The sequence below is a fragment of the Corynebacterium fournieri genome (assembly GCF_030408775.1).
GTDB lineage: Bacteria > Actinomycetota > Actinomycetes > Mycobacteriales > Mycobacteriaceae > Corynebacterium > Corynebacterium fournieri.
In genome coordinates, this window is record NZ_CP047210.1 from 1202334 (window position 1) to 1226827 (window position 24494).

Consider the following 24494-nt stretch of genomic DNA (forward strand, 5'->3'; position numbering starts at 1 on the left):
GCCACTATACGTCGCCGACAGCTTTGCGACGGGCGTTCCGTACCCCCGTTTATGCCTATAGAGCTGCAGAAAACCAGCCATCCACGTCCGCGGCCCCGGCGCCGAGAAAGGAACTCGGGTCGAACCTGACCACCCCGTCCGGCACAGTCTCAGCCAAGCCCAGCACAACGCACCCGGCGGCCGCGCCGGCCGACATCCCGTGCCAGGAATCCTCCACCACGAGGCAGTCGCCCGGCTGGGCGCCGGCGCGCCGGGCCGCTTCGAGGTACATGTCTGGGGCCGGTTTCGCCTGCGCCACTTCGTCGCCTGCGATTGTGCCGGTGAACAACTCGCGCCCGATCGCGTCGATGCACGGATCTGCCAGCACACGCGCCGTGTTCGTGCACACGAACATCGGGGTGCCCCGCTCGCGCAGGGACTGCAGCACTCCACCGATGCCGGGGTTGAGCTCGATGCCGGTGGCGAACAGCTCGCGCATCCGGTCGAACATCCAGGTGCGGTAGCGCTCCAAATCGCCGTCTCGAAGCTCATAGCCCGCCCACTCGGCCACCACGTTCAAGGTGTTGGGGAAGCTGCCACCGATGGTCTTGGCGCGCACCTCGGGCGTAAGCGGCCGGCCGAGCAGCTCCCCCAGCTCGTAGGTGGCTTTGCCCCACAGCGGCTCAGTGTCGATGAGGGTGCCGTCCATGTCCCACAGGACGGCGGCCGGGCTACTCAAGCTCCGGCAGTTCGTTGAGCGCCTCATCGGTTGCACCCGTGGCGGCCGCCGCGCGGAATACCAGCGTTTCGATGTCGGCCTTCTCTTCCGGCTCGAGCACCGCGTCCGCGTGCTTCGCGTTGAACTCGCCCAAGTTCTCGTAGAACGGCGCCACGACCTTGACCAGCGCGTCGCCCTCAGGGTCGTCGCCAAGCATGTCGAGCGCGTCCAGGAACATCTCCAGGATGCGTTTGAGATCCGGCAGCACCGCCGGATCGAAGGGCTCTTCCCACAGGTCCTTGTCCTCGTCTTGGAGGTAGGAGCCGGTGGCGAAGGTGGTCAGGTCGTCGATGAATTCGTCTACCTCGGGCTGGAACTGCGCCCGGATCGAGTTGTCGGCAGCTGCGCTCATGGGCCCCATTGTGCGCGAAAGGCGCTAGATGCGCACGCCGAGCAGGCCATCGAGTGCAGTAGCGATGATCTGGTTGTGGTCGCCGGTCACGCCGTCGAGAAGCGAAAGTGCCGCGGGGGTGTCCAGATCGTCCGCGAGTGCCGCACGAAGCTTATCGACGACCTCGGTCGCCTCCGCCTCGCTCACCTCGCCCGTCAGCTGCGTGCGCCACCGCGCCAGGCGCGCTTCAGCCTCGTCCATAATGGCGTCGGAGAAATCGCGGTCCGCGCGGTAGTGGCCGGAAAAGACCGCAAGGCGAATCGCCGACGGGTCGTGGCCCGCCTCGCTGAGCTTGTGCACGAACACGAGGTTGCCCAAGGACTTGGACATCTTCACCCCGTCCAGCGCGATCATGCCGGCGTGGACGTAGTGGCCGGCCATGCGCTCGACGTTCAACGCGGCCTCCGCGTGCGCGGCGGAGAACTCGTGGTGCGGAAACGCGAGGTCCGAACCGCCGCCCTGGATAGCAAAGTGCGCGCCCAGACGGTTGGTCGCAATCGCGGAGCACTCCACGTGCCAGCCCGGCCGGCCCGGGCCGAACGGTGACTCCCAGGCGGGCTCGCCCTCGCGGTGACCGCGCCACACCAGCGCGTCCAGCGGGTCGCGCTTGCCTTTGCGGTCTGGATCGCCGCCGCGCTCAGCGAAGTACTCCTCCATGGTCGCGCTGTCCAGGTTGGACTCGTAGCCGAACTGCTTGGTGGCCTCGATGGAGGCGTAGATGTCGCCGTGGTCGAGCTCGTAGGCCGCGCCGGCGTCGAGCAGCTGCTGCACCATCGCGATCACCTCGTCTACCGATTCCATCGCGCCGATGTAGTCGCGCGGCGGGATCACGGACAGAATCTCCATGTCGCTGCGGAACAGGTCGATCTGGCTGGAGCCCAGCTCGCGCCAGTCCACGCCGTCGCGCTCGGCGCGCTCAAACAGCGGGTCATCCACGTCGGTGATGTTTTGCACGTAGTGGACGCTGTGACCGTTGGCGATGAGCTGGCGCTGCGCCAAGTCGAAGGTGAGGTAGGTCGCGGCGTGGCCGAGGTGGGTCGAGTCGTACGGCGTGATGCCGCAGACGTACATGCCCACCTCCCCGTTGCGGTCGGGGGTGGTGTCCACCTCCTTGACGCGCTGATCAGCGGTGTCGTGGAGTTTCAGCGGCACTGGGGTGCCAGCGACTGCGGGGACGGTGGGGGCGGGCCATGCATGCATGCGCACAACCCTACAACTACGCGGCCATCACGCCGGTGGCGAGCAGCACCATGACGATCAAGCCCAATGGAATGCGGTAGGCGGCGAACCACGCAAAGGAGTGGTCGGAGACGAACTTGAGCAGCCACGCGATGGAGATGTAGCCGAGCACGAACGCGACTGCCGAGCCCACCAGCAGCTGCGCTCCGCTGGCTGCCTGGCCAGCTTGCGGGTTGAAGGCGTCCGGCAGCGAGAACAAACCGGATGCCAGCACCGCCGGGATAGCCAGCAGGAAGGAAAATCGGGTGGCTACTTCGCGGTCCAGGTTGAGAAACAGGCCGCCGGAGATCGTGCCGCCGGAGCGCGAGACACCAGGGATGAGCGCCAGGCATTGGCACAGGCCCATGATGATCGCGTCTTTCATGGTCAGCTCCTCAAACCCGCGGGACTTTTTACCCACGCGCTCCGCGAAAATGAACACGAGGGAAAACAGGATCAGCACTGTGGCGGTGATCCAGAGGTTGCGGAAGTTGTCACGGATGAGGTCTTTGAGCAGCACACCGGCAAGCCCGACGGGGATGGTGCCGGCAATGACCATCCAGCCCATGCGGTAGTCGAAGCCGCGCTTTGACTTATCCGCCAGGCCTGCAAACCAGGCGGTGAGGATGCGCCAGATGTCTTTGGCAAAATACACCAACACCGCAAGCTCGGTGCCCAGCTGGACTACTGCGGTGAAGCTGGCGCCAGCGTCTTCGCCCCAGAATAACTGGGAGACGATGCGCAGGTGTCCCGAGGAAGACACGGGCAGGAATTCGGTGAGGCCCTGGACGATGGACAGGACGATCACCTGCACCCAGGACATGGTTGTGGCGGGATCAGTCATGGCGAAAGACACTACCCCGCCCGCTTGGCCATCGCGGTGCGCGACGGGCGCGTTGCTAGGCTTTTACCTTGTGAATGCTCGTTTGTTTGCCCCCACTCACCGCGCCCGCATGGCTGTGGCCCTCGGCGCCGCCGCAGCCACCCTGACCTTGAGCGCTTGCGGCGCATCACCTGCCGCGAAGATTGAGGAAGCCGGCGGTGAGGCAGCTGCGAGCATGGGCAGCGCGGAGCCGGTGCGCTCCCCCGCATCAGCCAACCCGGCTGGCAAGGTTGTGGACTTCGACCCGGTGCGCGACCTCGACATCACCGACGGGCGCATCGGGGTGCGCACCCAAGATGCGCTGACCATCGGCACGCCGGAGGAGATCGAGCAGGGCCGCGGTGCACGCCACGAGCTGGACGAGTCCTGCGGCGAGGCTTCCGCCAACGCCGGCACCTTCGCGGTGGCCTGCGACGGGGAAATCAAGCTGTTCGGGCAGCGCGAAGAGACGATCTCCACGGACAAGCCGGTGACGGCGGCCACCGTGGCGTCGTCAGGCGAAGTGCTCGCCGCCAGCGACTCCGAGCGCAAGGTGTGGGTCTTCGACGGCGGCGAGCTCAAAGACACCATCGACGTCGCGCGCGAGACAGACCAGCTCCAGGCGGTGCCTGTCGACGGCCAGCGCGACTCCGTGGTGCGCACCAACCGCTTCGACACCACCATTCAGGACGTGGACTGGTCTGGCTCGCGCCAAGGCGGCACGCTGCGCGTCGGCCTGGGCGTGGGCAAAGTCCGCGGTGGCGAACACGGCCTGGTGCTGGCAGCAGACTCGACCGGCAACCAGATCCACGTCTACACCACCGACGACATCATCCGCTTGCAGCAGTCCGCGCCGGTGCCGGAAGCGCCCTGGGACGCCGCCTGGGACCGGGCGCAGCGCCTCGCGTGGGTCAGCTCGCTGACCAGCAACACGGCCACCGGCTATGACATCTCCCAGGGTGTGCCGGTGCGCAAGAAGCACTTCGCCACCGTGGCGGATGCGCAAAGCATGATCACGCTTGACGACGGCACAGTGCTCGCCGCCTCCGCATCCGGCGACGGCATCCAGTTTGTCGCCCCGTCCGACCAAACCGACAGCGAGTAGGAGAACCCCCACATGTCGCTCTACGACCGCGCACTCAAACTCATGTTCCTGCTCCCGCCGGAGCGCATCCACGGCATCATCAGCGGCGCCCTGCAGACGCTGCACCTGGCCACCCCGGTCAACCGCGTGATGGAAAGGGCCGTGCGCGTGCACGACCCGGTGCTGTGCCAAACCGTCTTCGGCGTCGATTTCCCCGCCCCGCTGGGGCTTGCTGCCGGCTTTGACAAAAACGCCGAGGCGATCGACTCCTGGGGTGCCGTCGGCTTCGGCTACGCCGAGATGGGCACGGTGACCCCGAAGTCCCAGCCGGGCAACCCCGCGCCGAGGCTGTTCCGCCTGCCCGAAGACAAGGCCATTTTGAACCGCATGGGCTTCAACAACAAGGGCGCGCTCGTGGTGGCCGACAACCTCCGCGCGCGCCGTTCCCGCGACGTGGTGGGCATCAACATCGGCAAGAACAAGACTTCCGAGGACGCCGTGGCTGACTACCGCGCTACCGCGACGCTACTCGGCGGGCTGGCGGATTACCTGGTGGTCAACGTCTCCTCCCCCAACACGCCGGGTCTGCGCGACTTGCAGGCGGTGCAAGAGCTTCGGCCGATCCTGGAGGTGGTAAAGAAGTCCACCACGGCCCCGGTGCTGGTCAAGATCGCACCGGACCTTTCCGACGAAGACATCGACGCCGTGGCTGATCTCGCCGTGGAGCTGGACCTTGCCGGCATCGTGGCCACCAACACCACCATCTCCCGCGACGGGCTGAAAACTCCCGCCTCCAGGGTGGAGAAGATGGGCGCAGGCGGGATCAGCGGTGCCCCGTTACAGAAGCGCTCGCTCGAGGTGCTGGGGCGCCTCAACGAGCGTGTGGGCGACAAGCTGGTCCTGGTCAGCGTCGGTGGCATCTCCACGCCAGAGCAGGCGTGGGAGCGCATCGCCGCGGGCGCGAGCCTGCTGCAGGGCTACACCCCGTTCATCTACGGCGGGCTGGGCTGGATCCGCGGCATCCACCGCGGCATCGCGGCTCAGATTAAAGCCCACGGCCTGGACTCTATCGGGCAGGCCGTGGGCAGCGGACTGGAGTGGAAGGAACTCTAAGCCGTCCGGGCTGCGCTGCGGCGCAGCACGACCGCGCATAACCCGGCGGCAAGCGCCCACCCGGTGAGCCAGAACGGTGTGGTGGCCGTCAGCGCGGTGTCGGGGGCGATAAAGCCCGCCCCGATGAGCACAACTGCCAGCAGCAGCGCGAGCACCTGCGTGCGCGAGCCCGCCTGATTGGTGTTGTAGGTGGCGAACGCCCCGACGATGCCGACCGCGGCGATCACGGAGAGGACCTGCGGGGTGATCGTGAACGTGGTGTCGCCTCGAAGCATCGCCAGCACGGCGTAGAGCACGAGCACGAGCGCGATGCCCAGAAACGCGCCGCCGACGCGAAGTTGCACTGGAACCATTCGGCGAATCTTACTGGTTTTCGTACCAGCCCCAGACGATGGCGCGGCCGAGCGAGTGGAAGTTCAGGTTGAAGCCGAGCTGGGTGGGGTTGGCAATCTCGTCCGCGGGCAGCTCCGCGTCTACCGCGTGGACGGCGTAGAGGTAGCGGTGCGGGCCGTGGCCGGCCGGTGGGTTCGCGCCGTAGTAGCCGTTGACACCGCTGTCGCCAGTAAGCACGACCGCGCCGACTCCGAGGCCGTCCTCAGCGCCTGCGCCAGCGGGAAGCTCAGTGACATCCGCAGGGATGTTGAACGCGGACCAGTGCCAGAACCCGGAGGCCGTCGGCGCATCCGGGTCGAAGCAGGTCACCGCGTAGGTCTTCGTGCCCTCCGGAGCACCCGACCAAGTCAGCTGCGGGCTCGTGGCGTTATCGCCAGCAAGGGTGTCCGCGAGGCGCTCGCCGTCGACAATGTCCTCGGAGGCGATGTCGAATGCGGGCACATCCGCCAACGGAGCGTAAGGGTCGGGGCCGGGGAATCGGTCTTGGTCGTAAGAAGCAGTCATAGATCCATTCCTACCGCAGATTCAGTGATCGTTGCCACTCCATGCTGCATAGAGTTGCGCGTATCTCCCGTCGGCTGCGATGAGCTGGGCGTGGGTGCCGTCTTCGATGATGCGCCCGGCGTCCATGACCAAGATTCGGTCCGCGGCTGCCGCCTGGTCCAGGCGGTGCGCCACCACCAACGACGTGGTGCCCTCCGCGATGCGCGCGGCCGCCTCTTCTAGCGTGTTGGTAGCGTCGCTGCCAGCCTCTGCCGTGGCCTCGTCCAGGATGAGCACTTTCGGGCCCGACAGTGCGACGCGCGCGAGCGCGAGCTGCTGCTCCACCTCCGGCGGAAGCTCATTCGCGCCCGCGCCGACGGCGGTGTCCAGCCCTTCCGGAAACAGTCGCGCGAACTGGGAGCCCTCCGGGTCGAGTCCGACGCCCGCTAACGCCCGCTTGAGCTCGGCGTCGGTCGTGCCCTGTGCCGCCATCGAGAGGTCCTCGCGCAGGGTGCCAGCGAACAAGTGGACGTCCTGGGTGAGCAGGGTGACGTTCTTCGCAGTCCACGTGTCACTGACCTGCGAAGTATCCACTCCTCCCACCCGGATGCTGCCCGCCGTGGGCTCCACCAGCCCCGCGATGAGCGCGGCGAGCGTGGACTTGCCAGCGCCCGAAGTCCCCACAAGCGCTGTGGTTGTTCCCGCCTCGAGCGTGACGGAGAGATCCTCCAGCACGTTAGCCCCGCCCGGGTACGCGAATGAGATGTGGTCGACTGCCACGTCCACGGGCTCGGTGAGGTCCTCCGGTATGACTGTGGCGTCGCGGCCGTCCGCAAGCTTGGCCAGGCTCACCGCGCGGCCCACGGCAGTGGCCGCGCCTTGCAACTCGCCGATGAAGAACAGGGCGTTGAACACCATGACTTCGGCGCGGATCACCATGAACACCGCTGCGCTCGCCTGGCCTGGGGTGACAGCGCCTGCCGACGCCAGCCAGGCACCCACGCCGAGCGTGAGCAGGACCCACGCGGCAAAAGCGACCTGGCCGATGCCCATCAGCCGGATGAACCAGGGCACGCGGTCCATTTCCGCTTCCACCGCGCCCCACGAGGTCCGCCGCATCCGCGCGAGTGCCCAGCGCTCCAAGTCGAAGGCGCGCAGCGTGGGGAGACCGCGGACGGTGTCCAGCAGCACCGCGTTGCGGCGCGCCTCAGCCACGCTGGCGGCGTTGGAGGCATCCGGGATCGCACGCACCACCTCGCGTGCGAACGGGTAGGTACAGACGCAGACCAGGGCGAGGATGAGCGCGAAGCGAACGTCGATAAGCAAAAGCCCGATAAACGTGATTGGAAAGACGAACACGGTGGTGAGCACGCGCGAGCCGATGGCGGTGATGGTTTGCACGACGTCGTCGATGTCCTTGGTCATGCGCGTGATCACGTTGCCGGTGCCGAGCTCCATCACCCGCGGCACAGGTGCGCGCAGGATCGCGTCGAGGCAGCGACGGCGCAGGTCGATGGACGCGCGGGCGACCTTGAGGCCCACCACATAGTTGCCGAGGGCCCGCAGGAACATCTCGACGAGCATGCAGGCCAACGCCAGGCTTACGGTCCACACGAAGGCGCGGGTGCCGGTTCCCAGCAGCGGCACCTCACCGCCGGTGAGCGGGTCGACGCTGCGGCCGAACAGGTTCGATTGTGTGGTGTAGACGGCCACGGTGAGCGCCTGAATGATCAAAAGCCCCGCCCACCAACGCCAATCCAGCGCGTTCGGCAGCGCCGAGAGGTACGCGAAAGTTTCTTTCACGCCCGCGGGGGCGACGGCGTCTGTGCGTTCGTACTCGCGCCGCATCTACGCCACCTCCAATGCGGTTCCAGCGTGCTGCCACGCCGTGTTTCCGGTGATCACCACGGTCGTTTTAACCGCTCTGAGCGCAGCAACGGCCTCCACGACATCCGCCTGGGTCACGGAATCGAGCCCCGTGGTCGGGTCATCCAAGATGAGCACCTCCGGGTCGGCGGCGAGCGCCCGGGCCAGCGCGACGCGCTGCCGCTGTCCGCCGGAGAGGTTCAGGCCAGCCTCGCCCAGGGGCGCGTCCGGCAACTCGCCCGCTTCGTTGACCCCGCCGAGCCTGCGGAGGATGTCCTGGCAGTGGGCGGCCGCGAGTGCTTGCTTCACCGCATGATCCGGCACGTCCCCGCGCGGATTCACGTTGTCTGCAATGGTGCCCTCAAACACGTTGACGGTGTGCGGCGGGAACAGCACACCGGCGCGATTCGCCCACGTGGCGGCCGCGGCATAGGAGCGCTGTGCCGGCTCGAGGATCCACAAGCCCGGCCCAGGCACCGGTACGCCTGCAGGTGCAGCGGCATCTGCGGCGGCGCCCGCGTGGTGCAGCTGCTGGATACGCTGGCCACTGGCCACCGCCCTGCCCCACCCGCTGGCCAAGTCGCCGAAAGCGAAGCCCGCCATGTTCAGCGCGGGCGGCACCAGAAGCGCCACGGACGTCAATTGGCCAGGAGTGATCTCGCCACGCAGCGTCATCCATGCGGCCAGCCCCACGATGCCCAGGTTGCACAACCACGCCACGCACAGCCGGGCAAATCCCAGCCACACCTCCACGCGTAGGTGGGTGAGCATGAGGCGCTTCGCGGCCGTCGTTTCCGCGTGGAAGCGTTTGGCCACGGTGACTCCCGCACCAAGGCCTTTAACGGTGCGGATGCCTTGCGAAGTATCCGTGGCCAAGCTCGCCACATCCGCCTCCGCCGCACGCCGCTTGAGCGACACCCGTGTCACCGGGCCAGCAGTCCACGCCGCAAACAACGCGATGACTAGCGCGCTCAGGGGAATGGCGAGCGAAATCCATGGAGCAACCGCCCACATCGCCACCATTGCGCCCGCGGCGTAGCCGATGGCCATGAGCGGAAACGACAGCAGCTCGCGGTATCGCCCGATAGTGTTCGCGTCGGCGTCGATGGTGTTGAGCACCGTGCCCGGACTCATCGTGCCGGCGCCACGGCGTAACACCCCGGTGACCAGGTGCTGCTGCGCGTTGTGGGTGACACGACGGACGGAAGCGGAGGCGAGGCCGTCGCCAGTAGCTTCGCCGATGAACTGGAGCACAAACACCGCGATCAGCACCGCGAAGAGCCACCACGCGTTGAATGTGCTCTCGCCCACCAGGCGGTCCACGATCATGCCCACCACCACCGGCACAAACGCGGCGATTCCAGTGCCGAGAAGGTAGCTGACAATGTGCAGCACCAACACGCCCGGATACGCGCCGATCATGTCCCTGACCACGCGGTTTCCACTACTCCAGCGCGCCGGGTGGAGACGGTTCAGATCGTCCGCTGGTGGCACGGGCGGGACGAACCAGCTGTACGTCTTCATTCTGCGCGGCGGGGGCATCATTCTGGAAAATCTAGCAAATTTTCAGGGTTGTACTGGCGATTTGGCGGTTCCATCGCCCCGCCCTATAGTTATGCGAGTGCCCAGCCGAGAGGCTGTAAAACACCCTAAGCCCGGGTGGCGGAATGGCAGACGCGCTAGCTTGAGGTGCTAGTGTCCTATTAACGGACGTGGGGGTTCAAGTCCCCCTCCGGGCACAGACCCATCACCCCGTACGCATACGTTGCGACGGGGTGTTTTTCGTTGTCGCAGTGCTTCTACGACCAGGCAGGGCCGCCCATCGCGCCCAGCGATCCCCCGCTCGAACCATCCGTACCGGGGTACTCAAACTCGAAGTAACGGTCCAGGACCACAACGAACAGAAAACCCAGTCCGGCGAGCCCGAGCAACACGGCGAGCAGGTGGTAGGGCGACATCGATTCCTTCACTATCGGGCCGAGGATGAACACTGTAAATAGCTGGCTCGCTGGCGATAGTCCGCCCGCTGGCACTAAAGCCGCACCGAAGATCCACGGCTTTTCCGTCCGCGCTGCCAGATAGGCCCATACAAATCCGAGGAGGGTGAGCCCGGGGCCGAAGACTCTCAACAGCGTGTTGATGAATCGGGTCATTCCGGGCGTGTCCGATGCCGGAGCTGAAAGCAGACCTGGCACGACGATGGCTACCACGACGAGGACGCAGGCGATGACGGTGCGCGCCGTGCCCTTCTCTCCGGCACGGACGGCCGCCAGAATGCCGAAGACAGTCGCTGCAGACCTTGCTGCGAGCGCCTGTTGCACGGACTCGTCATCTACCCACAGCGCCACGATGGCTAAAAGCAGGGACACAACGAATAAGACGACCGGCAAGTTGGCGTGCTGAGTTTTGCTCATGGGGGGCGCCCTTCCTCGAGTTGGTGCCAGGCTACCGGCCGGTGGAAGATGGCGTAGTGAATCGTTTGCGGAAGGTACCACGGAACCGGATCGCACTTATCGTTGCAGCCGGCGCGTTGTTCGTCGCAGCATGGATGCTTCTCGACGTCCCTCCGCTGTCGACGCTGCGCACCTGGTCCGATGAGACCGGAGCCTGGTTCCCTGTCCTGTTCTGGCTGCTGTACGTGCTGATCACCCAGTTCCCCATTCCTAGGACCCTGATGACTGTCTCCGCGGGCATCCTGTTCGGCACCGGCCGCGGGATTCTTATCGCACTGACGGCCACGACGGTCAGCGCAGTCATTTCTCTCCTCATCGTCCGGACGCTGCTGCGGGACTGGGTTGAGCCGCGCCTGACACACCCGGCTGTGGAGAACATCAACCGGCGGCTTGAAGAACGTGGTTGGTTGGCCATTTTGAGCCTGCGCATGATCGCGGCGGTGCCGTTTTCCATCATGAACTACGCCGCGGCGCTGACCCGTGTGCCCGTGGCCCCGTTCGCACTCGCGACCTTGGTGGGGTCTGCGCCCGGCACGATCCTTGTCACCCTGTTCGGCGACACGCTCACCGGCGAAGCGGACCCGGTGTTCGTGGCGATCATGGTGGTACTCGCTGTCGTCGGCGTCGCCGGGCTGCTGCTGGACGCACGCCTGCCCACCCGCTCGGGACGTGTCGGAGTCAAGCCCCAAGGGTAGACAGGAGTACGCTACGGCGCATGATTGCCGTGCATGCGAGGTACCGGGGCCGTGAGAAAGCCCGCGCCACCGTGGTGGAGCGCTCCGCCGAGGCGCTCAGTGGTTTGCCCGGCGTGGCCGGCTTTGAAGTGCTCGGCGTGGAGGACATCCGCTCCGAGGTATCCGATGCAGAAGCGGCCCTCAACCTCATCATGGCCCTGCTCTCAGACGGCAACTGGGCAATCGGGCTGGGCATCGCCGACGGCACAGGCAAAACGGGCGACGCTTGCGCCACAGCGACCAAGGCTGTGGGGACGCGGCCGGGGCAGGTGCGGGTGATCGTCGATAAGCAAAATGCCTCCACCGAGGCTGCAGATATCGCAGCTACCTTCGCGCTGATGGCGCACGTGCTGCACAAGCGCACCTACGAGGGACGGGAGGCGACGTCGCTGGTGCGCCGCGGCATGAACCAAAATGAGGCCGCCACAACCCTGGGCATCTCCAAACAGGCGATGAGCCAGAGGCTGCAGGCGGCCGGGTGGCCTGCAGAGCAGGCCGGGTGGCAGCTGGCGCTGAACTTGATTACTCGGGCTGCTGCTCAGAGCGAGTGACCGGACGCGAGACCGGTTCGGACTGGGCGGTGGAGCCGAAGTCCTGCTCGAAGCCGGTCCCCTCCTGCTCTCCAGCGGTGAGCTCGCGGCGGGACGCGGCGGCTGGCTTCTGCTTCTTGCCCGCGGCGCTGTCCTGGGTCGGATCCGGGTCGTCCACGTGCTTGTTCGCCACCGCACGCGCCTCCGCCAACGCCTTCGCCAACTCGGGGTCGGTAGAGGTGTCGAACCAGCGGTCCGTGTTGTCGGCGTCCGCCATCTCCAGGTCGCGCTCGTCCACCTTCTCGGACTCGTAGCGGAACACGCCGTCATCGTCCTTGTCGGCGAACGCGCGAGCGAACTGCTGCAGCGAGTCGCCGAACTGGGACGGGATCATCCACATGGTCGCCGCCTCGTTGTTCGCGATCTTGGGCAGCTGGTCCAAATACTGGTACGCCAGCAGCTCCGGGGTGATGCCGGACGACTTAATCGCGGCGTTGACCTTCTGAATCGCGCGGGCCTCACCCTGCGCGGCCAGGTACTTCGCGGCGCGCTCGCCCTCGGCGCGCAGCATCATCGCCTGACGCTCTGCCTCCGCGGCGAGAATCGCGGCATGCTTTTCGCCCTCGGCGGAAAGGATGCGGGCTTGCTTCTCGCCCTCGGCGGTCTTGATGTCGGACTCGCGCTTACCTTCGGCGGTCAGAATCATGGCGCGCTTTTCGCGGTCCGCCTTCATCTGCATCTCCATCGACTGCTGGATGGACGGCGGCGGATCAATCGCCTTGAGCTCCACTCGGCTGATGCGCAGGCCCCACTTCGCGGTGGCCGCGTCCAGCTCGCCGCGCAGGCGGCGGTTGATGGTCTCGCGCGACGTCAGCGTCTCCTCGAGCGTCATGCCGCCGACAACATCGCGGAGCGTGGCCACCGAGATCTGCTCCACGCCGACGAGGTAGTTGTCCACGCCGTAGATGGCCTTGGCCGGGTCGTTGATTTGGAACGTCACCACCGTGTCAATGGCCACGGTCAGGTTGTCCTGGGTGATCACGGCCTGCGGCGGGAAGGACACGACGCGCTCGCGGGTGTCCACGCGCGAGCGCACGCGGTCGATGTAGGGCACCAGGAACGTCAGCCCGCCTGAGGCGGTGCGGGTGTAGCGGCCGAGGCGCTCGATAACCGCCGCCTCGCCCTGCGGGATCAGCTTGATAGAAGCACTCAGGATTGCCACCACCAAGGCGATGATGACAATCAATGTGACAAATCCGCCCATTTAGGGTTCCTTCCACACGATTGCGATGGGGCCGTCAATATCGTAAACGGTCACGTGGGACCCCGCCGGGATGGTTTCTGCCGGGTCCAGCGCGCGGGCGGACCAGACTGTGCCGTCGAAACGCACCTGCCCGCGGCCGCCGCTGATCTCCTCGACGACCTCTGCCCCGCTGCCCACAAGCGCCCGCGGAGATTCGTCGAGCACCAGCGGCGATTCCATGCGGCGCCGCAGGGGCGGCCGCAGGAAGAACCAGAACAGCGCGGACGACGCGGCGAAGACGGCCACCTCCGCCCACATCGGCACTCCCGCGAGCGCGACGAGGGCTGTGGTGAGCGCACCTGCGCCGAGCATGAGCAGCGTCATCTCTCCCACTGCGAGCTCAAGCAGCGCGAGCAGCGCAGCGGCGATAAACCAAAGTAGAGGTCCCACGAGACCTACCTTACATCTGTTAGATATCGGATTTGGACAGTTCAGGGTTGGTGACAAAGTCGACCAGGCGCTCCACTGCGCCGATCAACGTGGAATCGAGGTCCCGGAAGGTGCTCACCGAAGACGACACGCGGCGCCAGCCCTCTTTCGGGTCGGACCACCCCAGCCTGCGGCACACACCGGTCTTCCAATCCTCGCCGTAGGGCACGTCCGGCCAGGCGGGAATTCCCACGCTCGAAGGCTTGACGGCCGCCCAGATGTCGATGTAGGGGTGGCCGGTGACCAGCACGTGAGGGCCGACGTTTTCCACCAGGCGAGACTCCTTGGTCCCGTCAATGAGGTGGTCCGCCAGCACGCCGATGCGCCGCCCGGGTCCGGGCTGGAACTCGTCCAAACGCTGCTGCAGGTTGTCCAGGCCCTCGAGGTATTCCACCACCACGCCTTCGACGCGCAGGTCGTGGCCCCACACCTGCTCCACGATTGCGGCATCGTGGATGCCTTCCACCCAGATGCGCGAGGGCATGGCCACTTTCGCCTGCACGTTTTCCACTTTGCGCGAGCCGGAGTTGGAGCGCTTCGGCCCTTCCGCGCGCGGCGCCACATACCGGGTCAGGGTCACACGTTGGCCTTCCACCATGAACGCCCCGGGCAGCATTTTGAACAGGCGCTGGGTTCCGTAGCGGTCTTCGAGGCGGACAAAGTCGCCGTCGTAGGTGCGCTCGAAGCCGACTACTGCGCCGACGAAGTCGTTGCCCACGATCTCCACGATGATGCCGGGCTCTGCCGGCATTTCCGGGTAGGTCGGGCGCTTCGTGCGCGCGTGGCCTTTGAAAATGTCTCCGCTGTACCGGCTATCTCCCATAATGCGTCCGCATTGTATCTGCCCCGTTACACTGGCCCGGATGCACACGCGCGCCGAAGTCTATTCCCCACTGCAAAACACCGCCGTCTGGCTGGCGGCGTGGCTCTACAACGTCGAATCTTCCGACGACACCCTCGATGCGCTGACCGACCTTGGCGGCAGCCACAGCTTCAACGGCGAGTCTGTTGCACAGCTGCTTTACGACGTTCGTTCCGCCGCCGACCTCGAAACCCCGGGACCTGCGGTCCGGTTGGTTCTCTGGGGTCCGGGCCAAGCACCCCGTTTGCGTGCCGGCTCCCCGGCCATGGAGGCGCTGACCCAGGCCGGCGCCCTGGTGGTGCGCGGTGTGGGGCTCAACCACATCCTGGTGCCGTCCTACCTGGACTCCGGTGTGCAGTGGCGCTGGTTCGAGGACCCGGAGCCGCTGCCGGAACCGGAGTGGCTCTCGCCCGGCGAGGCCGACCAATTGCTCTCGCGGGCCACCGAACAGGCTGCGGTGCTCATCGAGGCAGCCGGCGGGACGCGCAAGGAATTGCCGGACCCGCGCTTGGTGGTGGGAACGCTCGCCGATTTCTACGACACCCCGGGCCTTCCCGCTGGCGTGACACCGCGCGCCGCGAAAGTCTTCGCGCGTGCGGACAGGGTCGCCGCGACGATCGAAACGGTCACCGACCGGCTCGACGACCACTCCTTCGACCCCCAGCTGTTTGCCTTGTGGCGCCACGTGCGGTCCGCGCGCATGGCCGGTGTGGCCGACGCGGCGGTGGACTTCCAGCGCGAGTGGGCACGCTAGGCGCGCTGCGGCCGCTTCACCGGAGCGCAGCAGCCTTCCTTGCACGGTGCACCGTTGACGGTGCACCCCTGCACACTCACGCTAGACAAGGTTTTAGGCTTGACGTCTTGTGCAACGCTTTCGGCGATATCGACCACCATCGCCGCGAACCGCTTGTCCAAGCCGACCGTCGGGGTGCGGTCCAGGCTCACCCCCATCTCCTCGCACGCCTGCTTCAGCTCGGTGTCTAGGTCCCACACCACCTCCATATGGTCGGTGATAAACCCGAGCGGCACGCAGATGAGGTGTTCCATCCCCTCCTGCTGCAACTGTTCGGCGCGATCCACCACATCCGGCTCCAGCCACGGCGTGGCCGGGTTGCCGGAGCGCGACTGCCACACCACCTCGTAGTCGTGCACGCCAGCCTGCTGCGCGACCAGCTTTGCGGCCTCCGCAACCTGCCGCGAATACAGGTTCGCATCTTCCGGCCCACCGGCAGCATTGTCTGCCGCGGTGGGCACGCTGTGCGCGGTAAACAGCACCTTCGATTGCTCTGGGGCCTGAGCCACCGCCTCGCTCAGCCCGTCGGCGACCAGCTCGACGAACGTGGGGTGGGCGTAGAACTGCCACAGCTTGGTAAAGGTGATCTCCGGGGTCACCTCGCGGATGCGCTGGATGTCCTCGTCGTACTGGCGGCACGCGGAGTACCCGCCCCAGGCGCTGGTGGCGAAGACGAGGACGTTCCTGTGGCCGTCGTCAAGCAGCTGCTTTGCCGTGTCCTCGGCGAAAGGGTGCCAGTTGCGGTTGCCGAAGTAGACGGGAAGTTCGATGCCGCGGGCAGCAAGCTCGGCCTCGATGTTGGCGATGAGCTCGCGGTTTTGCCCGTTGATCGGGCTGACGCCGCCGAAGTGGAAGTAGTGCTCACCGACCTGCGCCAGCCGCTCGCGCGGGATGCCGCGGCCGCGGGTGACGTTCTCGAGAAAAGGAATAACCTCGTCCTCCCCTTCGGGGCCGCCGAAGGAGAGGACGAGGAGTGCGTCGTAGTCGTTGAGGGCCATGCCCTCCGAGCGTAGTCCGTTACAGCAGGCGAACCGCGTTGGGCGCCATGCCGGACCAGCGCACCGGAGCGATGGTGACGTTCTGGCCGGACTGCGGAGCCTCGATCATGGTGCCGTCGCCGAGGTAGATGGCCACGTGCTGGTTGCCGCCCGGGCCCCAGAACAGCAGGTCGCCGCGCTGAGCCTCGCTGGCAGGAATCTGGGTGCCGCGCTGGTACTGGTAGCCGGTGTAGTGCGGCAGCGCCACGCCGGCAGCGGCAAAGGCGTAGAGCACCAGACCGGAGCAGTCGAAACCGGACACGGACCCGCCGTCGACGCCGGTGGTCGGGCCGTTCGCATCGCCGCCGCCCCAGACGTACGGAGTGCCGATGGCGGACTGCGCACGGGCGATGACAGTCTCGATCTGCGATGAATCAGACACAGAGGAGACAGTCTTGCGCGAGGCCGAGGACACTTCCTCCGCCGTCTTCACCTTGGGCAGCACAGTATCGACGGTATCGGCGGTGTCGGACTCAGCGGTGTCAGAATTGTGCTCGACCGTGCCCAGCGCCCCAGTCAGCCCGTCCGCGAACGCGGTGACCAACTCGCCGGTGTCCGCGCTGGAGCTGCCGAAGGAACCGTGGTTCGACGCCACTCCGCCGACCAGAGCGATGCCGGCTGCGACCGCACCCACCTTCGCGATGGTGTCGTCGTTGATGTCAGGCACGCCACCTTGCGACGACAATGCGGCCAGGTCGCTTGCCGACGACGTCTGCGCAACAGTGCGCACCGCATCCACCACCGCATCTCGGCTCGGTTCAGGTGCGTCCGGGGCGTCGTTGGACACGCGCTGGCGCACCAGATCAACGACCTCTTCCGGCACCTCATATGTGGTGTCGCCCTTTGACACCGTCAGCGTCGCCGCGTACGGATCTGCCGCTGTCCCGCTTTCGGCTGGCGCCGCCGACTGGGCAGCGGTGTCGCCGCCGGCCTGCGTCACTGCCTCGGACACTTTTTCAGACTCAGACCCCGACTCGGACAGAGCCTGCGCGTTCTGCTGCCCGTCGCTCTCTGCAGTGGCTTGCGCTGCAGGCTTCTCGGACGACTGCCCGCTCGGGCGCTGCTGCTGCAGCTCCTTCTGGGCGCTGTCCAACTCGCTCTGGGCGGCGTCGCGCTCGGCAACGGAATCGTTGAGGGCAGCACGGTTCGCGTCGAGAAGCTCGCGCGCATTCGCCTCGGATGCCTTCGCCTCCTCCGCAGAGGCGTCTGCAAGCTCGCTGGCCTCGCGCAGGGTGGCCTCTTCATTCGCCGCCTCTGCGCGGGCCTGCTCCGCTTCCGCCAGCTTGGCCCGCTTCTCCTCAGATCGCTGACGCAAAAACAGCGAGCGATCAAGCACGTCGCGCTGCGAATCCTTGCCGCTGACGGCCACGAGGCCGTCACCGGGTTGCGCCCCGCGGTACTGGGAACGGCTGAGCTGGTCCAGCTCGGCACGCAGCTCATCGACGCGCTGCTGAGTCTCGTCCAAACGGCGCTTCGCCTCGTCCTTGCCCCGGCGAGCCTGTTCGGCCCTGACCTGGGCATCGTGCAGGTCCACCAAGGATTGGTTCACGGATTCCTGCAGGCCGCCAAGGTCGAGGTTCAGTGCGTCGACGTTGGCTTGCGCGCGGGAAACCGCAGTAACGAGCTCGCCGACTTCAGACGTCGAGCTCTGACCGGAGGCAGCAGGACTGACAAGACCCGCCACCAGGGAAACAGTTGCGGCGCACACGGTCGCACCGAACGCATTTCGCGCACGGTTCAGCCGGGCGCCCCTTTGTGGTTGTGCCACGAAGGTGCTCCTCACACCGCCCCTCGCGCACACCTGGGCAGCACCCGGGCGATCAAGAAAACCCGGTGCCTTCAGATGCGCATGACACAGCCGTGACTAGCGGCTGCACGAGCGGTCTCAATGTTTGACTACTGACGCGGCAGCGCGAATCAAAAGCAACCACAGCTGTGCCCTGGCCCCTGGTACTTGGCGTGCTTCCCCACATGCCCGAACCTTCGATGGCGCTTGACTAGAGCGCCTGACGGTGCCATTGCGTTGCGTGTGGCAACTCTCGACCCGCGAGCCGATACGGGAACCATACGTCAAGGCAGCAAACTTGTATCCCTTTCGTTACATTCAACCACCCAAGTCAAGACTATTCACATGATTCACATCTTCCTCACCTGCGAATATGAATGCGAATTGACGGTTTGTGATTCCTGTCACATCAGAAAGTTCAGGTGCGCACGATCTGACAATTTGCAGATTTTGGGCGATCGCGAACTGGGGTTTTGTCACCCGCGTGTCAGATCGTGCGCGCGCGAGGTGGGCGCAACGTCAAGGCTGCCGGCTTGTCAGCGGCGGGCGGCCCGTGCGGCCGCGACTGCTACGGCGGCTAGCACTGCTACAACAACGGCGACGATGAGGCCCCACGGGATTGAAACGGATGCGGCCGCATCGACGAAGGCCTGCACCCCCGCCGGATAGTCCGGCTCGGCCGCCATTGCCCGTTCTCCGCGCTCCACCTGGGCGCGCGTCAGGGAATCACTCACGCCGACGGCGACGTTGGGAGTCCGCACCAGCACCGTGTCCAGGTCGGCGCCGTCGGCGACGTCCTGCGCCAAATCGCGCAGATCCGCAATCACCGGCGGGGTCTGTTCGAGCACGACCACTCCCACAGGGTCAATGTCCGCCGTGTCGGCTCCCTCGAGAGCGCTTGTGAGAGCGGCGCCGAGCTCGGGGTTGACGGGGTTGTCTGTGCCAAAGGCGACCGGGGAGGATGAGAGTTGGTCGACGAGGTCTTCGAGCTTCGCTTCCGGTCCCATTGACCTCTCCTTTACAACTCCTGCGGCGGTCGGGTTGAAGTGTAGTGGTGGGGGCCGAAGGTGCGTCGATAGGCGCAATGCGAAAACATAACGCGCGTACTGTTATTATGTGCGCGGAACTATGGAATGTCGCCTAAAATGGTGGTTTGACCATAGGGTCGCTAACCCCTGATTTGATACGACGAGAATTGGAGCTCACCGTGGCAGAAAGCAAGAACTCGTTCGGTGCCAAGAAGACGCTCGAGGTCGGCGGAAAGTCTTACGACTACTTCGCGCTCGACGCAGTCGAAGGCATGGAGAAACTCCCCTACTCCCTGAAGGTTTTGGGCGAGAACCTCCTGCGCACCGAAGATGGCAAGAACGTCACCGAGGACCACATCAAGGCAATCGCGAACTGGGACCCGTCGGCAGAGCCGAGCGTGGAGATCCAGTTCACCCCGGCCCGCGTCCTCATGCAGGACTTCACCGGTGTGCCGTGTGTGGTGGACCTTGCAACCATGCGTGAGGCCGTGAGCACCCTCGGCGGCAACCCGGACCAGGTCAACCCGCTGAACCCGGCCGAGATGGTCATCGACCACTCCGTGATCATCGAGGCGTTCGGCTCCGACAACGCCATCGACAAGAACGTCGAGATCGAGTACCAGCGCAACGAGGAGCGCTACCAGTTCCTGCGCTGGGGTGCAGAGAACTTCTCCAACTTCCGCGTTGTCCCGCCGGGAACCGGCATCGTCCACCAGGTCAACATCGAGTACCTCTCCCGCGTCGTCTTCGACAACGAGGGCCTGGCGTACCCGGACACCTGCATCGGCACCGACTCCCACACCACCATGGAAAACGGCCTGGGCATCCTGGGCTGGGGCGTCGGCGGCATCGAGGCTGAGGCTGCCATGCTCGGCCAGCCGGTTTCCATGCTCATCCCGCGCGTCGTGGGCTTCAAGCTCACCGGCGAGATCCCGACCGGCGTGACCGCAACCGACGTCGTGCTCACCATCACCGAGATGCTGCGCGAGCACGGCGTGGTGCAGAAGTTCGTCGAGTTCTACGGCAACGGTGTCAAGGAGATCCCGCTGGCGAACCGCGCCACCATCGGCAACATGTCGCCGGAGTTCGGCTCCACCTGCGCGATCTTCCCGATCGACGAGGAGACCATCAACTACCTGCACCTGACCGGTCGCTCCCAGGAGGACATCGACCGCGTCGAGGCATACGCCAAGGCACAGGGCATGTGGCTCGAGCAGGACGCCCAGGAGGCCGAGTACTCCGAGTACCTCGAGCTGGACCTGTCCACCGTGAAGCCGTCCATCGCCGGCCCGAAGCGCCCGCAGGACCGCATCCTGCTGTCCGAGTCCAAGGACACCTTCCGCAAGCAGCTGCCGGACTACAACACCGCAGGCGAGGGCACCTCCGAGCCGGTCCGCGCCGAGAAGGTCGACGCTGTCTCCTACAACGAGTCCTGGCCGGCCAACGGCGAGTCCGCTGCCGAGGGTGCTGAGGGCCGCGCGTCCAAGCCGGTCATCGTCGAGTCCCCGCAGGGCGGCGAGTACACCCTGGATCACGGCTTCGTCGCCATCGCCGCTGTGACCTCCTGCACCAATACCTCCAACCCGTCCGTCATGGTCGGCGCTGCCCTGCTGGCCCGCAAGGCCGCAGAGAAGGGCCTGAAGGCCAAGCCGTGGGTCAAGACCATCATGGCTCCGGGCTCCCAGGTTGTGGACGGCTACTACGAGCGCGCTGACCTGTGGAAGGACCTGGAGGCCGTCGGCTTCTACCTCTCCGGCTTCGGCTGCGCATCCTGCATCGGCAACTCCGGCCCGCTGCCGGCCGAGGTGTCCGAGGCCGTCAACGACCACGACCTCACCGCCACCGCAGTCCTGTCCGGCAACCGCAACTTCGAGGGCCGCATCTCCCCGGACGTGAAGATGAACTACCTCGCGTCCCCGCTGCTGGTCATCGCGTACGCCATCGCCGGCACCATGGACTTCGACTTCGAGACCCAGCCGCTGGGCCAGGACTCCGAGGGCAACGATGTCTTCCTCAAGGACGTCTGGCCGTCCACCGAGGAGATCGAGGAGACCATCGCAGGCACCATCTCCCGCGAGATGTACGAGAAAGACTACGCCGACGTCTTCAAGGGCGACGAGCAGTGGCAGGGTCTGGATATCCCGACCGGCAAGACCTTCGACTGGAACGAGGACTCCACCTACATCCGCAAGGCGCCGTACTTCGACGGCATGCCGGAGGAGCCGGAGGCAGTCACGGACATCGACGGTGCTCGCGTGCTGGCCAAGCTGGGCGATTCGGTGACCACCGACCACATCTCCCCTGCTTCCTCCATCAAGCCGGGCACCCCGGCCGCGAACTACCTGGACGCCAACGGCGTTGAGCGCAAGGATTACAACTCCTTCGGCTCCCGCCGTGGCAACCACGAGGTCATGGTCCGCGGTACCTTCGCCAACATCCGCCTGCGCAACCAGCTGGTGGACGAGCAGGGCGGCTTCACCCGCGACTTCACCCAGGAGGGTGCACCGCAGGCCTACATCTACGACGCCGCGATGAACTACGCCGAGAAGGACATCCCGCTGGTGGTCATCGCTGGCAAGGAGTACGGCACCGGTTCCTCCCGCGACTGGGCTGCGAAGGGCACCAACCTGCTGGGCGTCAAGGCTGTCATCGCCGAGTCCTTCGAGCGCATCCACCGCTCCAACCTCATCGGCATGGGCGTGCTGCCGCTGCAGTTCCCGGAGGGCCAGTCCCACGAGTCCCTCGGCCTGGACGGCACGGAGACATTCTCCATCACCGGCATCACGGACTTCAACGACGGCGAGATCCCGTCCACGGTCCACGTGAAGGCCGAGAGGGACGGCGCCGACGCTGTCGAGTTCGACGCGGTCGTGCGCGTGGATACGCCTGGTGAGGCAGAGTACTTCCGTCACGGCGGCATCCTGCAGTTCGTGCTGCGTCAGATGGTCAAGAGCTAGCTTCTAGCCCGACACCATCGCCGGAAGGGGCCACCGCGATTTCCGCGTGGCCCCTTCCCCTTTCCCTTTTTTCTGAGTTTTGCGACGGAGCCCGAAGGAGCCCCCCTCATGCCGATTGTCAGCGACGAAGAGCTACAGCGCCGCCGTGGCGAGATTATCGACGCCGCCCGCGCCTGCTTCGCGCATTACGGCTACGAGGGGGCGACTGTTGCGCGGCTCGAGGAGGCGACCGGCAAGACCCGCGGGGCGATCTTCCACCACTTCGGAGACAAGGAAACGCTGTTTTTGGCCATCGCGGAGGCGGATGCGCAGCGCCAGGCGCAGGTGGTCAGCGAGCGCGGCCTGGTCGAGGTGATGCGCGGGATGCTGACAGACCGCGAGTCCAACGACTGGTTCACCACGCGCGCTGAAATCCTGCGCAAGCTGCGCACCGACCCCGCCTTCGAGGCGCGCTGGCGCGAGCACCAGGAGGTGCTCGACCGCGCTGTGCGCGAGCGCTTGGAGTCCAACAAGCAGATGCGTGACGACGTCCCCGTGCCCGTGGTCCAGACTTACCTGGAGACGGTGCTGGAAGGCTTCATCACCAAACTCGCCTCGGGCGAGCCGGTGGAGCGGCTCGAGGAAATGCTCGACGTTGTAGAGCAGTCTGTTCGCGGTTAATTCTAGAAAATAGACTAAGCGGTATAGAATGGCCGCTATGTCTCAATTGCTCTTCCTTTCCCTGCGCAACGGCGAAATTGGGCCAGATGTCGCCCACGCCGAGTACCACGATGCCCTCCGCGCGACCGGGTTGGATGAAGTGGACATGGAGCTGCGAGTCATCGACTCCCCCGACGCCGAAATCGGCCCCCTCGACCCCGTCAGCGGCATCATCGTCGGCGGCTGCTCCCTCAACGTGACCAACCCCGAGCGCTCCGCCTGGCATTTGCGTATCGACGACATCCTGTCCACCGCAATCGAGTCGGGCACGCCCGTCTTCTTCGTCTGCTTCGGCATCTCCTGGTTGGTCGATCACCTGGGCGGCGAAGTAGGCCGCACCCACCCGGAGCCGTCCGGTCCGACCACCGTGAATGTGGTGGCAGAAGACGCGCTCGCCGGTTCAAGCGGCACGTTTACCGCGTTGACCGGCCACACCGAAAACCCGGTTTCCGTGCCGGATTCCCTTACCGTGGTCGCCACCGGCCCGGACGGTCTCGTGCAGATGGTGCGCTACACCGACCGGGTGTGGGCGTCCCAGTTCCACGCCGAAATGGACGCCGACGCAATGCGCACACGCATGGATTTCTTCCACGACTACGGCTACTTCCCAGCCGAAGAGTACGCCCGCATCGTCGCCGACCTGCCCAACCACGACGTAAGCCGGGCGAACGCGCTGCTGCGCACCTTCGCCCGGCTCTGCCGCGAGGGCCAGTTCGACTAGATTTCGGAGACCTTGCCGCTACCGCCCTCGAAATCGAGCGGGTTGCGGCTAAACGGCTCGCCGCGGCCGACCGATTCGACGATGACGTCGGCCACGAGCTCGCGCGGGGTCTCGGAGGCGGGGTCCCTTTGGTCGCCGAGAAGCGTGATGCCTTGCGACGGATCATCGGTCAGACGCGTCGGCCCCAGGATCTGGTACGGCAGGTCGGACGCGAGGAGGCGCTGATCAACGGCCTTTTTCGACTCCACGTAGGCGTACCAGGAGCCGCCGTCGTCCTCGGTGCTGGCCTCGGCGGCGCCGGCGTAAGAGACCATGACGGTAAACGGGGCGAACTCGCCGAGCTCCTCGAGCGCATCGATCATGCCCATCGCGGCGTCGCGGTCGACCGCGTATGTGCGCTCCGCGGAGCCGCCGCCGGCGCCCGCCGACCAGACGACCACGTCGAAGGGGGTGAGCAGGCGTGCCCAGCCCTCCTCGTCGAGCGTGGTGAGGTCGCGGACAACGGCGGTGGCACCGTCTTCGACCAGCTGCTTAGCGTGGTCGGGATTGCGCACGAGTGCGGTGACCTTGTGGCCCGCCTCGACGAGCTTCGGAACGGCGTGGCGCGAGACGTTTCCGCCGGCGCCCAAAAGAAGTACGTGCTGAGTTTTCATAACACCAACCGTAGCGCTACTTCCGTGTCTATACTTTGCGCATGCACGCAATTATTACGACTACTGGCAAGGACCGCCCGGGCGTCATCGCGGCCGTCGCGGCAACTGCGGCCGAACAGGGCCTGAACATCCTGGACGTCTCTCAGACCATCATGGACGACTTCTTCACCATGATCATGCGCGTCGCACTGCCCGAAAGCGACGTGGACATGGGCGCGCTGCAGGAGGCTTTCGACGCCGCCGGCGAACCACTCGGCATGGTCGTGCGCATTCAGTCCGAGGCGCTGTTCAGCGCCGTCAACGACATCTAGGAGGCGCGATCAGTGAAATTCGAGTTTTCTG

25 protein-coding genes and 1 tRNA gene are annotated in these 24494 nt (G+C 65.8%); 10 read left to right on the top strand and 16 right to left on the bottom strand.

Annotated elements, in window-relative coordinates; genetic code table 11:
- Nucleotides 1-55: 55 nt before the first annotated feature.
- From CFOUR_RS05830 to CFOUR_RS05845, 4 genes are read right to left on the bottom strand one after another with little or no spacing between them, the layout of a single operon-like run.
- Complete coding sequence (locus CFOUR_RS05830; RefSeq protein ID WP_413540784.1) at nt 56-745, bottom strand: HAD family hydrolase; 690 nt, start codon at nt 743-745, stop codon at nt 56-58.
- Complete coding sequence (locus CFOUR_RS05835; RefSeq protein WP_085957979.1) at nt 711-1109, bottom strand: hypothetical protein; 399 nt, start codon at nt 1107-1109, stop codon at nt 711-713. Before CFOUR_RS05835 ends, CFOUR_RS05830 begins: the two co-directional genes overlap by 35 nt.
- A 24-nt stretch (nt 1110-1133) precedes the next feature.
- Nucleotides 1134-2348, bottom strand: a complete 1215-nt coding sequence (gene mshC / locus CFOUR_RS05840) for a cysteine--1-D-myo-inosityl 2-amino-2-deoxy-alpha-D-glucopyranoside ligase (RefSeq protein WP_085958483.1) — start codon at nt 2346-2348, stop codon at nt 1134-1136.
- A gap of 16 nt (nt 2349-2364) precedes the next feature.
- On the bottom strand, nt 2365-3210 hold the full coding sequence (locus tag CFOUR_RS05845) for an undecaprenyl-diphosphate phosphatase (RefSeq protein WP_085958484.1): 846 nt from the start codon (nt 3208-3210) through the stop codon (nt 2365-2367).
- A 70-nt stretch (nt 3211-3280) separates the two neighbouring features.
- Here CFOUR_RS05845 and CFOUR_RS05850 point away from each other — a divergent pair, with 70 nt between their 5' ends.
- Both CFOUR_RS05850 and CFOUR_RS05855 read left to right on the top strand, forming a co-directional pair.
- Entirely contained in the window at nt 3281-4333 is a 1053-nt protein-coding gene (locus tag CFOUR_RS05850) for a YncE family protein (RefSeq protein WP_085957980.1), read from the top strand.
- 12 nt (nt 4334-4345) lie between these two features.
- Entirely contained in the window at nt 4346-5425 is a 1080-nt protein-coding gene (locus tag CFOUR_RS05855) for a quinone-dependent dihydroorotate dehydrogenase (protein ID WP_085957981.1), read from the top strand.
- Here CFOUR_RS05855 and CFOUR_RS05860 read toward each other — a convergent pair.
- From CFOUR_RS05860 to tetA, 4 genes are read right to left on the bottom strand one after another with little or no spacing between them, the layout of a single operon-like run.
- Nucleotides 5422-5778 carry a hypothetical protein gene (locus tag CFOUR_RS05860; RefSeq protein WP_085957982.1) on the bottom strand — a complete coding sequence of 119 codons (357 nt, stop codon included), beginning with the start codon at nt 5776-5778 and terminating at the stop codon, nt 5422-5424. The genes CFOUR_RS05855 and CFOUR_RS05860 overlap by 4 nt on opposite strands.
- Nucleotides 5779-5788: 10 nt before the next feature.
- Nucleotides 5789-6322: a YbhB/YbcL family Raf kinase inhibitor-like protein gene (locus CFOUR_RS05865; RefSeq protein WP_085957983.1), complete on the bottom strand. Its 534-nt coding sequence runs from the start codon at nt 6320-6322 to the stop codon at nt 5789-5791.
- 21 nt (nt 6323-6343) lie between these two features.
- Nucleotides 6344-8149 carry an ABC transporter ATP-binding protein gene (locus CFOUR_RS05870; protein ID WP_085957984.1) on the bottom strand — a complete coding sequence of 602 codons (1806 nt, stop codon included), beginning with the start codon at nt 8147-8149 and terminating at the stop codon, nt 6344-6346.
- Nucleotides 8150-9712 (bottom strand): tetracycline efflux ABC transporter TetAB subunit A, encoded by a 1563-nt coding sequence (gene tetA, locus CFOUR_RS05875; protein ID WP_353959378.1) that lies wholly within the window; start codon nt 9710-9712, stop codon nt 8150-8152. It lies immediately after the preceding gene.
- A gap of 108 nt (nt 9713-9820) precedes the next feature.
- Here tetA and CFOUR_RS05880 point away from each other — a divergent pair.
- A tRNA-Leu gene (locus CFOUR_RS05880) sits at nt 9821-9906 on the top strand.
- A gap of 60 nt (nt 9907-9966) precedes the next feature.
- Here CFOUR_RS05880 and CFOUR_RS05885 read toward each other — a convergent pair.
- Nucleotides 9967-10581, bottom strand: coding sequence for a hypothetical protein (locus tag CFOUR_RS05885; RefSeq protein WP_085957986.1), 615 nt, complete (start codon nt 10579-10581; stop codon nt 9967-9969).
- A gap of 134 nt (nt 10582-10715) precedes the next feature.
- Here CFOUR_RS05885 and CFOUR_RS05890 point away from each other — a divergent pair, with 134 nt between their 5' ends.
- A complete protein-coding gene (locus tag CFOUR_RS05890) occupies nt 10716-11315 on the top strand; it encodes a TVP38/TMEM64 family protein (RefSeq protein WP_085958485.1) in 600 nt (199 codons plus the stop codon).
- Between the two features lie 20 nt (nt 11316-11335).
- Nucleotides 11336-11905: a MarR family transcriptional regulator gene (locus CFOUR_RS05895; protein ID WP_085957987.1), complete on the top strand. Its 570-nt coding sequence runs from the start codon at nt 11336-11338 to the stop codon at nt 11903-11905.
- On the opposite strand, the gene CFOUR_RS05900 is transcribed toward CFOUR_RS05895, so the two are convergent.
- Genes CFOUR_RS05900 through CFOUR_RS05910 form a run of 3 tightly spaced genes read right to left on the bottom strand, consistent with a single transcriptional unit; the run spans nt 11877 to nt 14439 of the window.
- A complete protein-coding gene (locus CFOUR_RS05900) occupies nt 11877-13148 on the bottom strand; it encodes an SPFH domain-containing protein (RefSeq protein WP_085957988.1) in 1272 nt (423 codons plus the stop codon). The two genes, CFOUR_RS05895 and CFOUR_RS05900, sit on opposite strands and share 29 nt — an antisense overlap.
- Nucleotides 13149-13577: an NfeD family protein gene (locus tag CFOUR_RS05905; RefSeq protein WP_085957989.1), complete on the bottom strand. Its 429-nt coding sequence runs from the start codon at nt 13575-13577 to the stop codon at nt 13149-13151.
- Between the two features lie 19 nt (nt 13578-13596).
- Entirely contained in the window at nt 13597-14439 is an 843-nt protein-coding gene (locus tag CFOUR_RS05910; RefSeq protein WP_085957990.1) for a DUF3097 domain-containing protein, read from the bottom strand.
- A 40-nt stretch (nt 14440-14479) separates the two neighbouring features.
- Between CFOUR_RS05910 and CFOUR_RS05915 the strand changes: the two genes are divergently transcribed.
- Entirely contained in the window at nt 14480-15232 is a 753-nt protein-coding gene (locus CFOUR_RS05915; RefSeq protein ID WP_085957991.1) for an Rv1486c family protein, read from the top strand.
- Here CFOUR_RS05915 and CFOUR_RS05920 read toward each other — a convergent pair.
- The 3 genes from CFOUR_RS05920 to CFOUR_RS05930 form a co-directional block, all read right to left on the bottom strand.
- A complete protein-coding gene (locus CFOUR_RS05920; protein WP_085957992.1) occupies nt 15229-16269 on the bottom strand; it encodes a ferrochelatase in 1041 nt (346 codons plus the stop codon). The genes CFOUR_RS05915 and CFOUR_RS05920 overlap by 4 nt on opposite strands.
- Before the next feature lie 19 nt (nt 16270-16288).
- Nucleotides 16289-18076, bottom strand: a complete 1788-nt coding sequence (locus CFOUR_RS05925) for a DIP1281 family NlpC/P60 protein (protein ID WP_179154845.1) — start codon at nt 18074-18076, stop codon at nt 16289-16291.
- A 554-nt stretch (nt 18077-18630) separates the two neighbouring features.
- Nucleotides 18631-19101 carry an Rv1476 family membrane protein gene (locus CFOUR_RS05930; RefSeq protein WP_290179043.1) on the bottom strand — a complete coding sequence of 157 codons (471 nt, stop codon included), beginning with the start codon at nt 19099-19101 and terminating at the stop codon, nt 18631-18633.
- 200 nt (nt 19102-19301) lie between these two features.
- Here CFOUR_RS05930 and acnA point away from each other — a divergent pair, with 200 nt between their 5' ends.
- From acnA to CFOUR_RS05945, 3 genes are all read left to right on the top strand, one after another.
- Entirely contained in the window at nt 19302-22079 is a 2778-nt protein-coding gene (acnA, locus tag CFOUR_RS05935) for an aconitate hydratase AcnA (RefSeq protein ID WP_179154846.1), read from the top strand.
- A 108-nt stretch (nt 22080-22187) separates the two neighbouring features.
- Entirely contained in the window at nt 22188-22739 is a 552-nt protein-coding gene (locus tag CFOUR_RS05940) for a TetR/AcrR family transcriptional regulator (RefSeq protein ID WP_085957996.1), read from the top strand.
- Nucleotides 22740-22776: 37 nt separating this feature from the next.
- Nucleotides 22777-23499, top strand: a complete 723-nt coding sequence (locus CFOUR_RS05945; RefSeq protein ID WP_085957997.1) for a glutamine amidotransferase-related protein — start codon at nt 22777-22779, stop codon at nt 23497-23499.
- On the opposite strand, the gene CFOUR_RS05950 is transcribed toward CFOUR_RS05945, so the two are convergent.
- Nucleotides 23496-24152: an NAD(P)H-binding protein gene (locus tag CFOUR_RS05950; RefSeq protein ID WP_290179044.1), complete on the bottom strand. Its 657-nt coding sequence runs from the start codon at nt 24150-24152 to the stop codon at nt 23496-23498. The two genes, CFOUR_RS05945 and CFOUR_RS05950, sit on opposite strands and share 4 nt — an antisense overlap.
- A 41-nt stretch (nt 24153-24193) precedes the next feature.
- Here CFOUR_RS05950 and CFOUR_RS05955 point away from each other — a divergent pair, with 41 nt between their 5' ends.
- Nucleotides 24194-24463: an ACT domain-containing protein gene (locus CFOUR_RS05955; RefSeq protein WP_085957999.1), complete on the top strand. Its 270-nt coding sequence runs from the start codon at nt 24194-24196 to the stop codon at nt 24461-24463.
- Nucleotides 24464-24494: the final 31 nt, after the last annotated feature.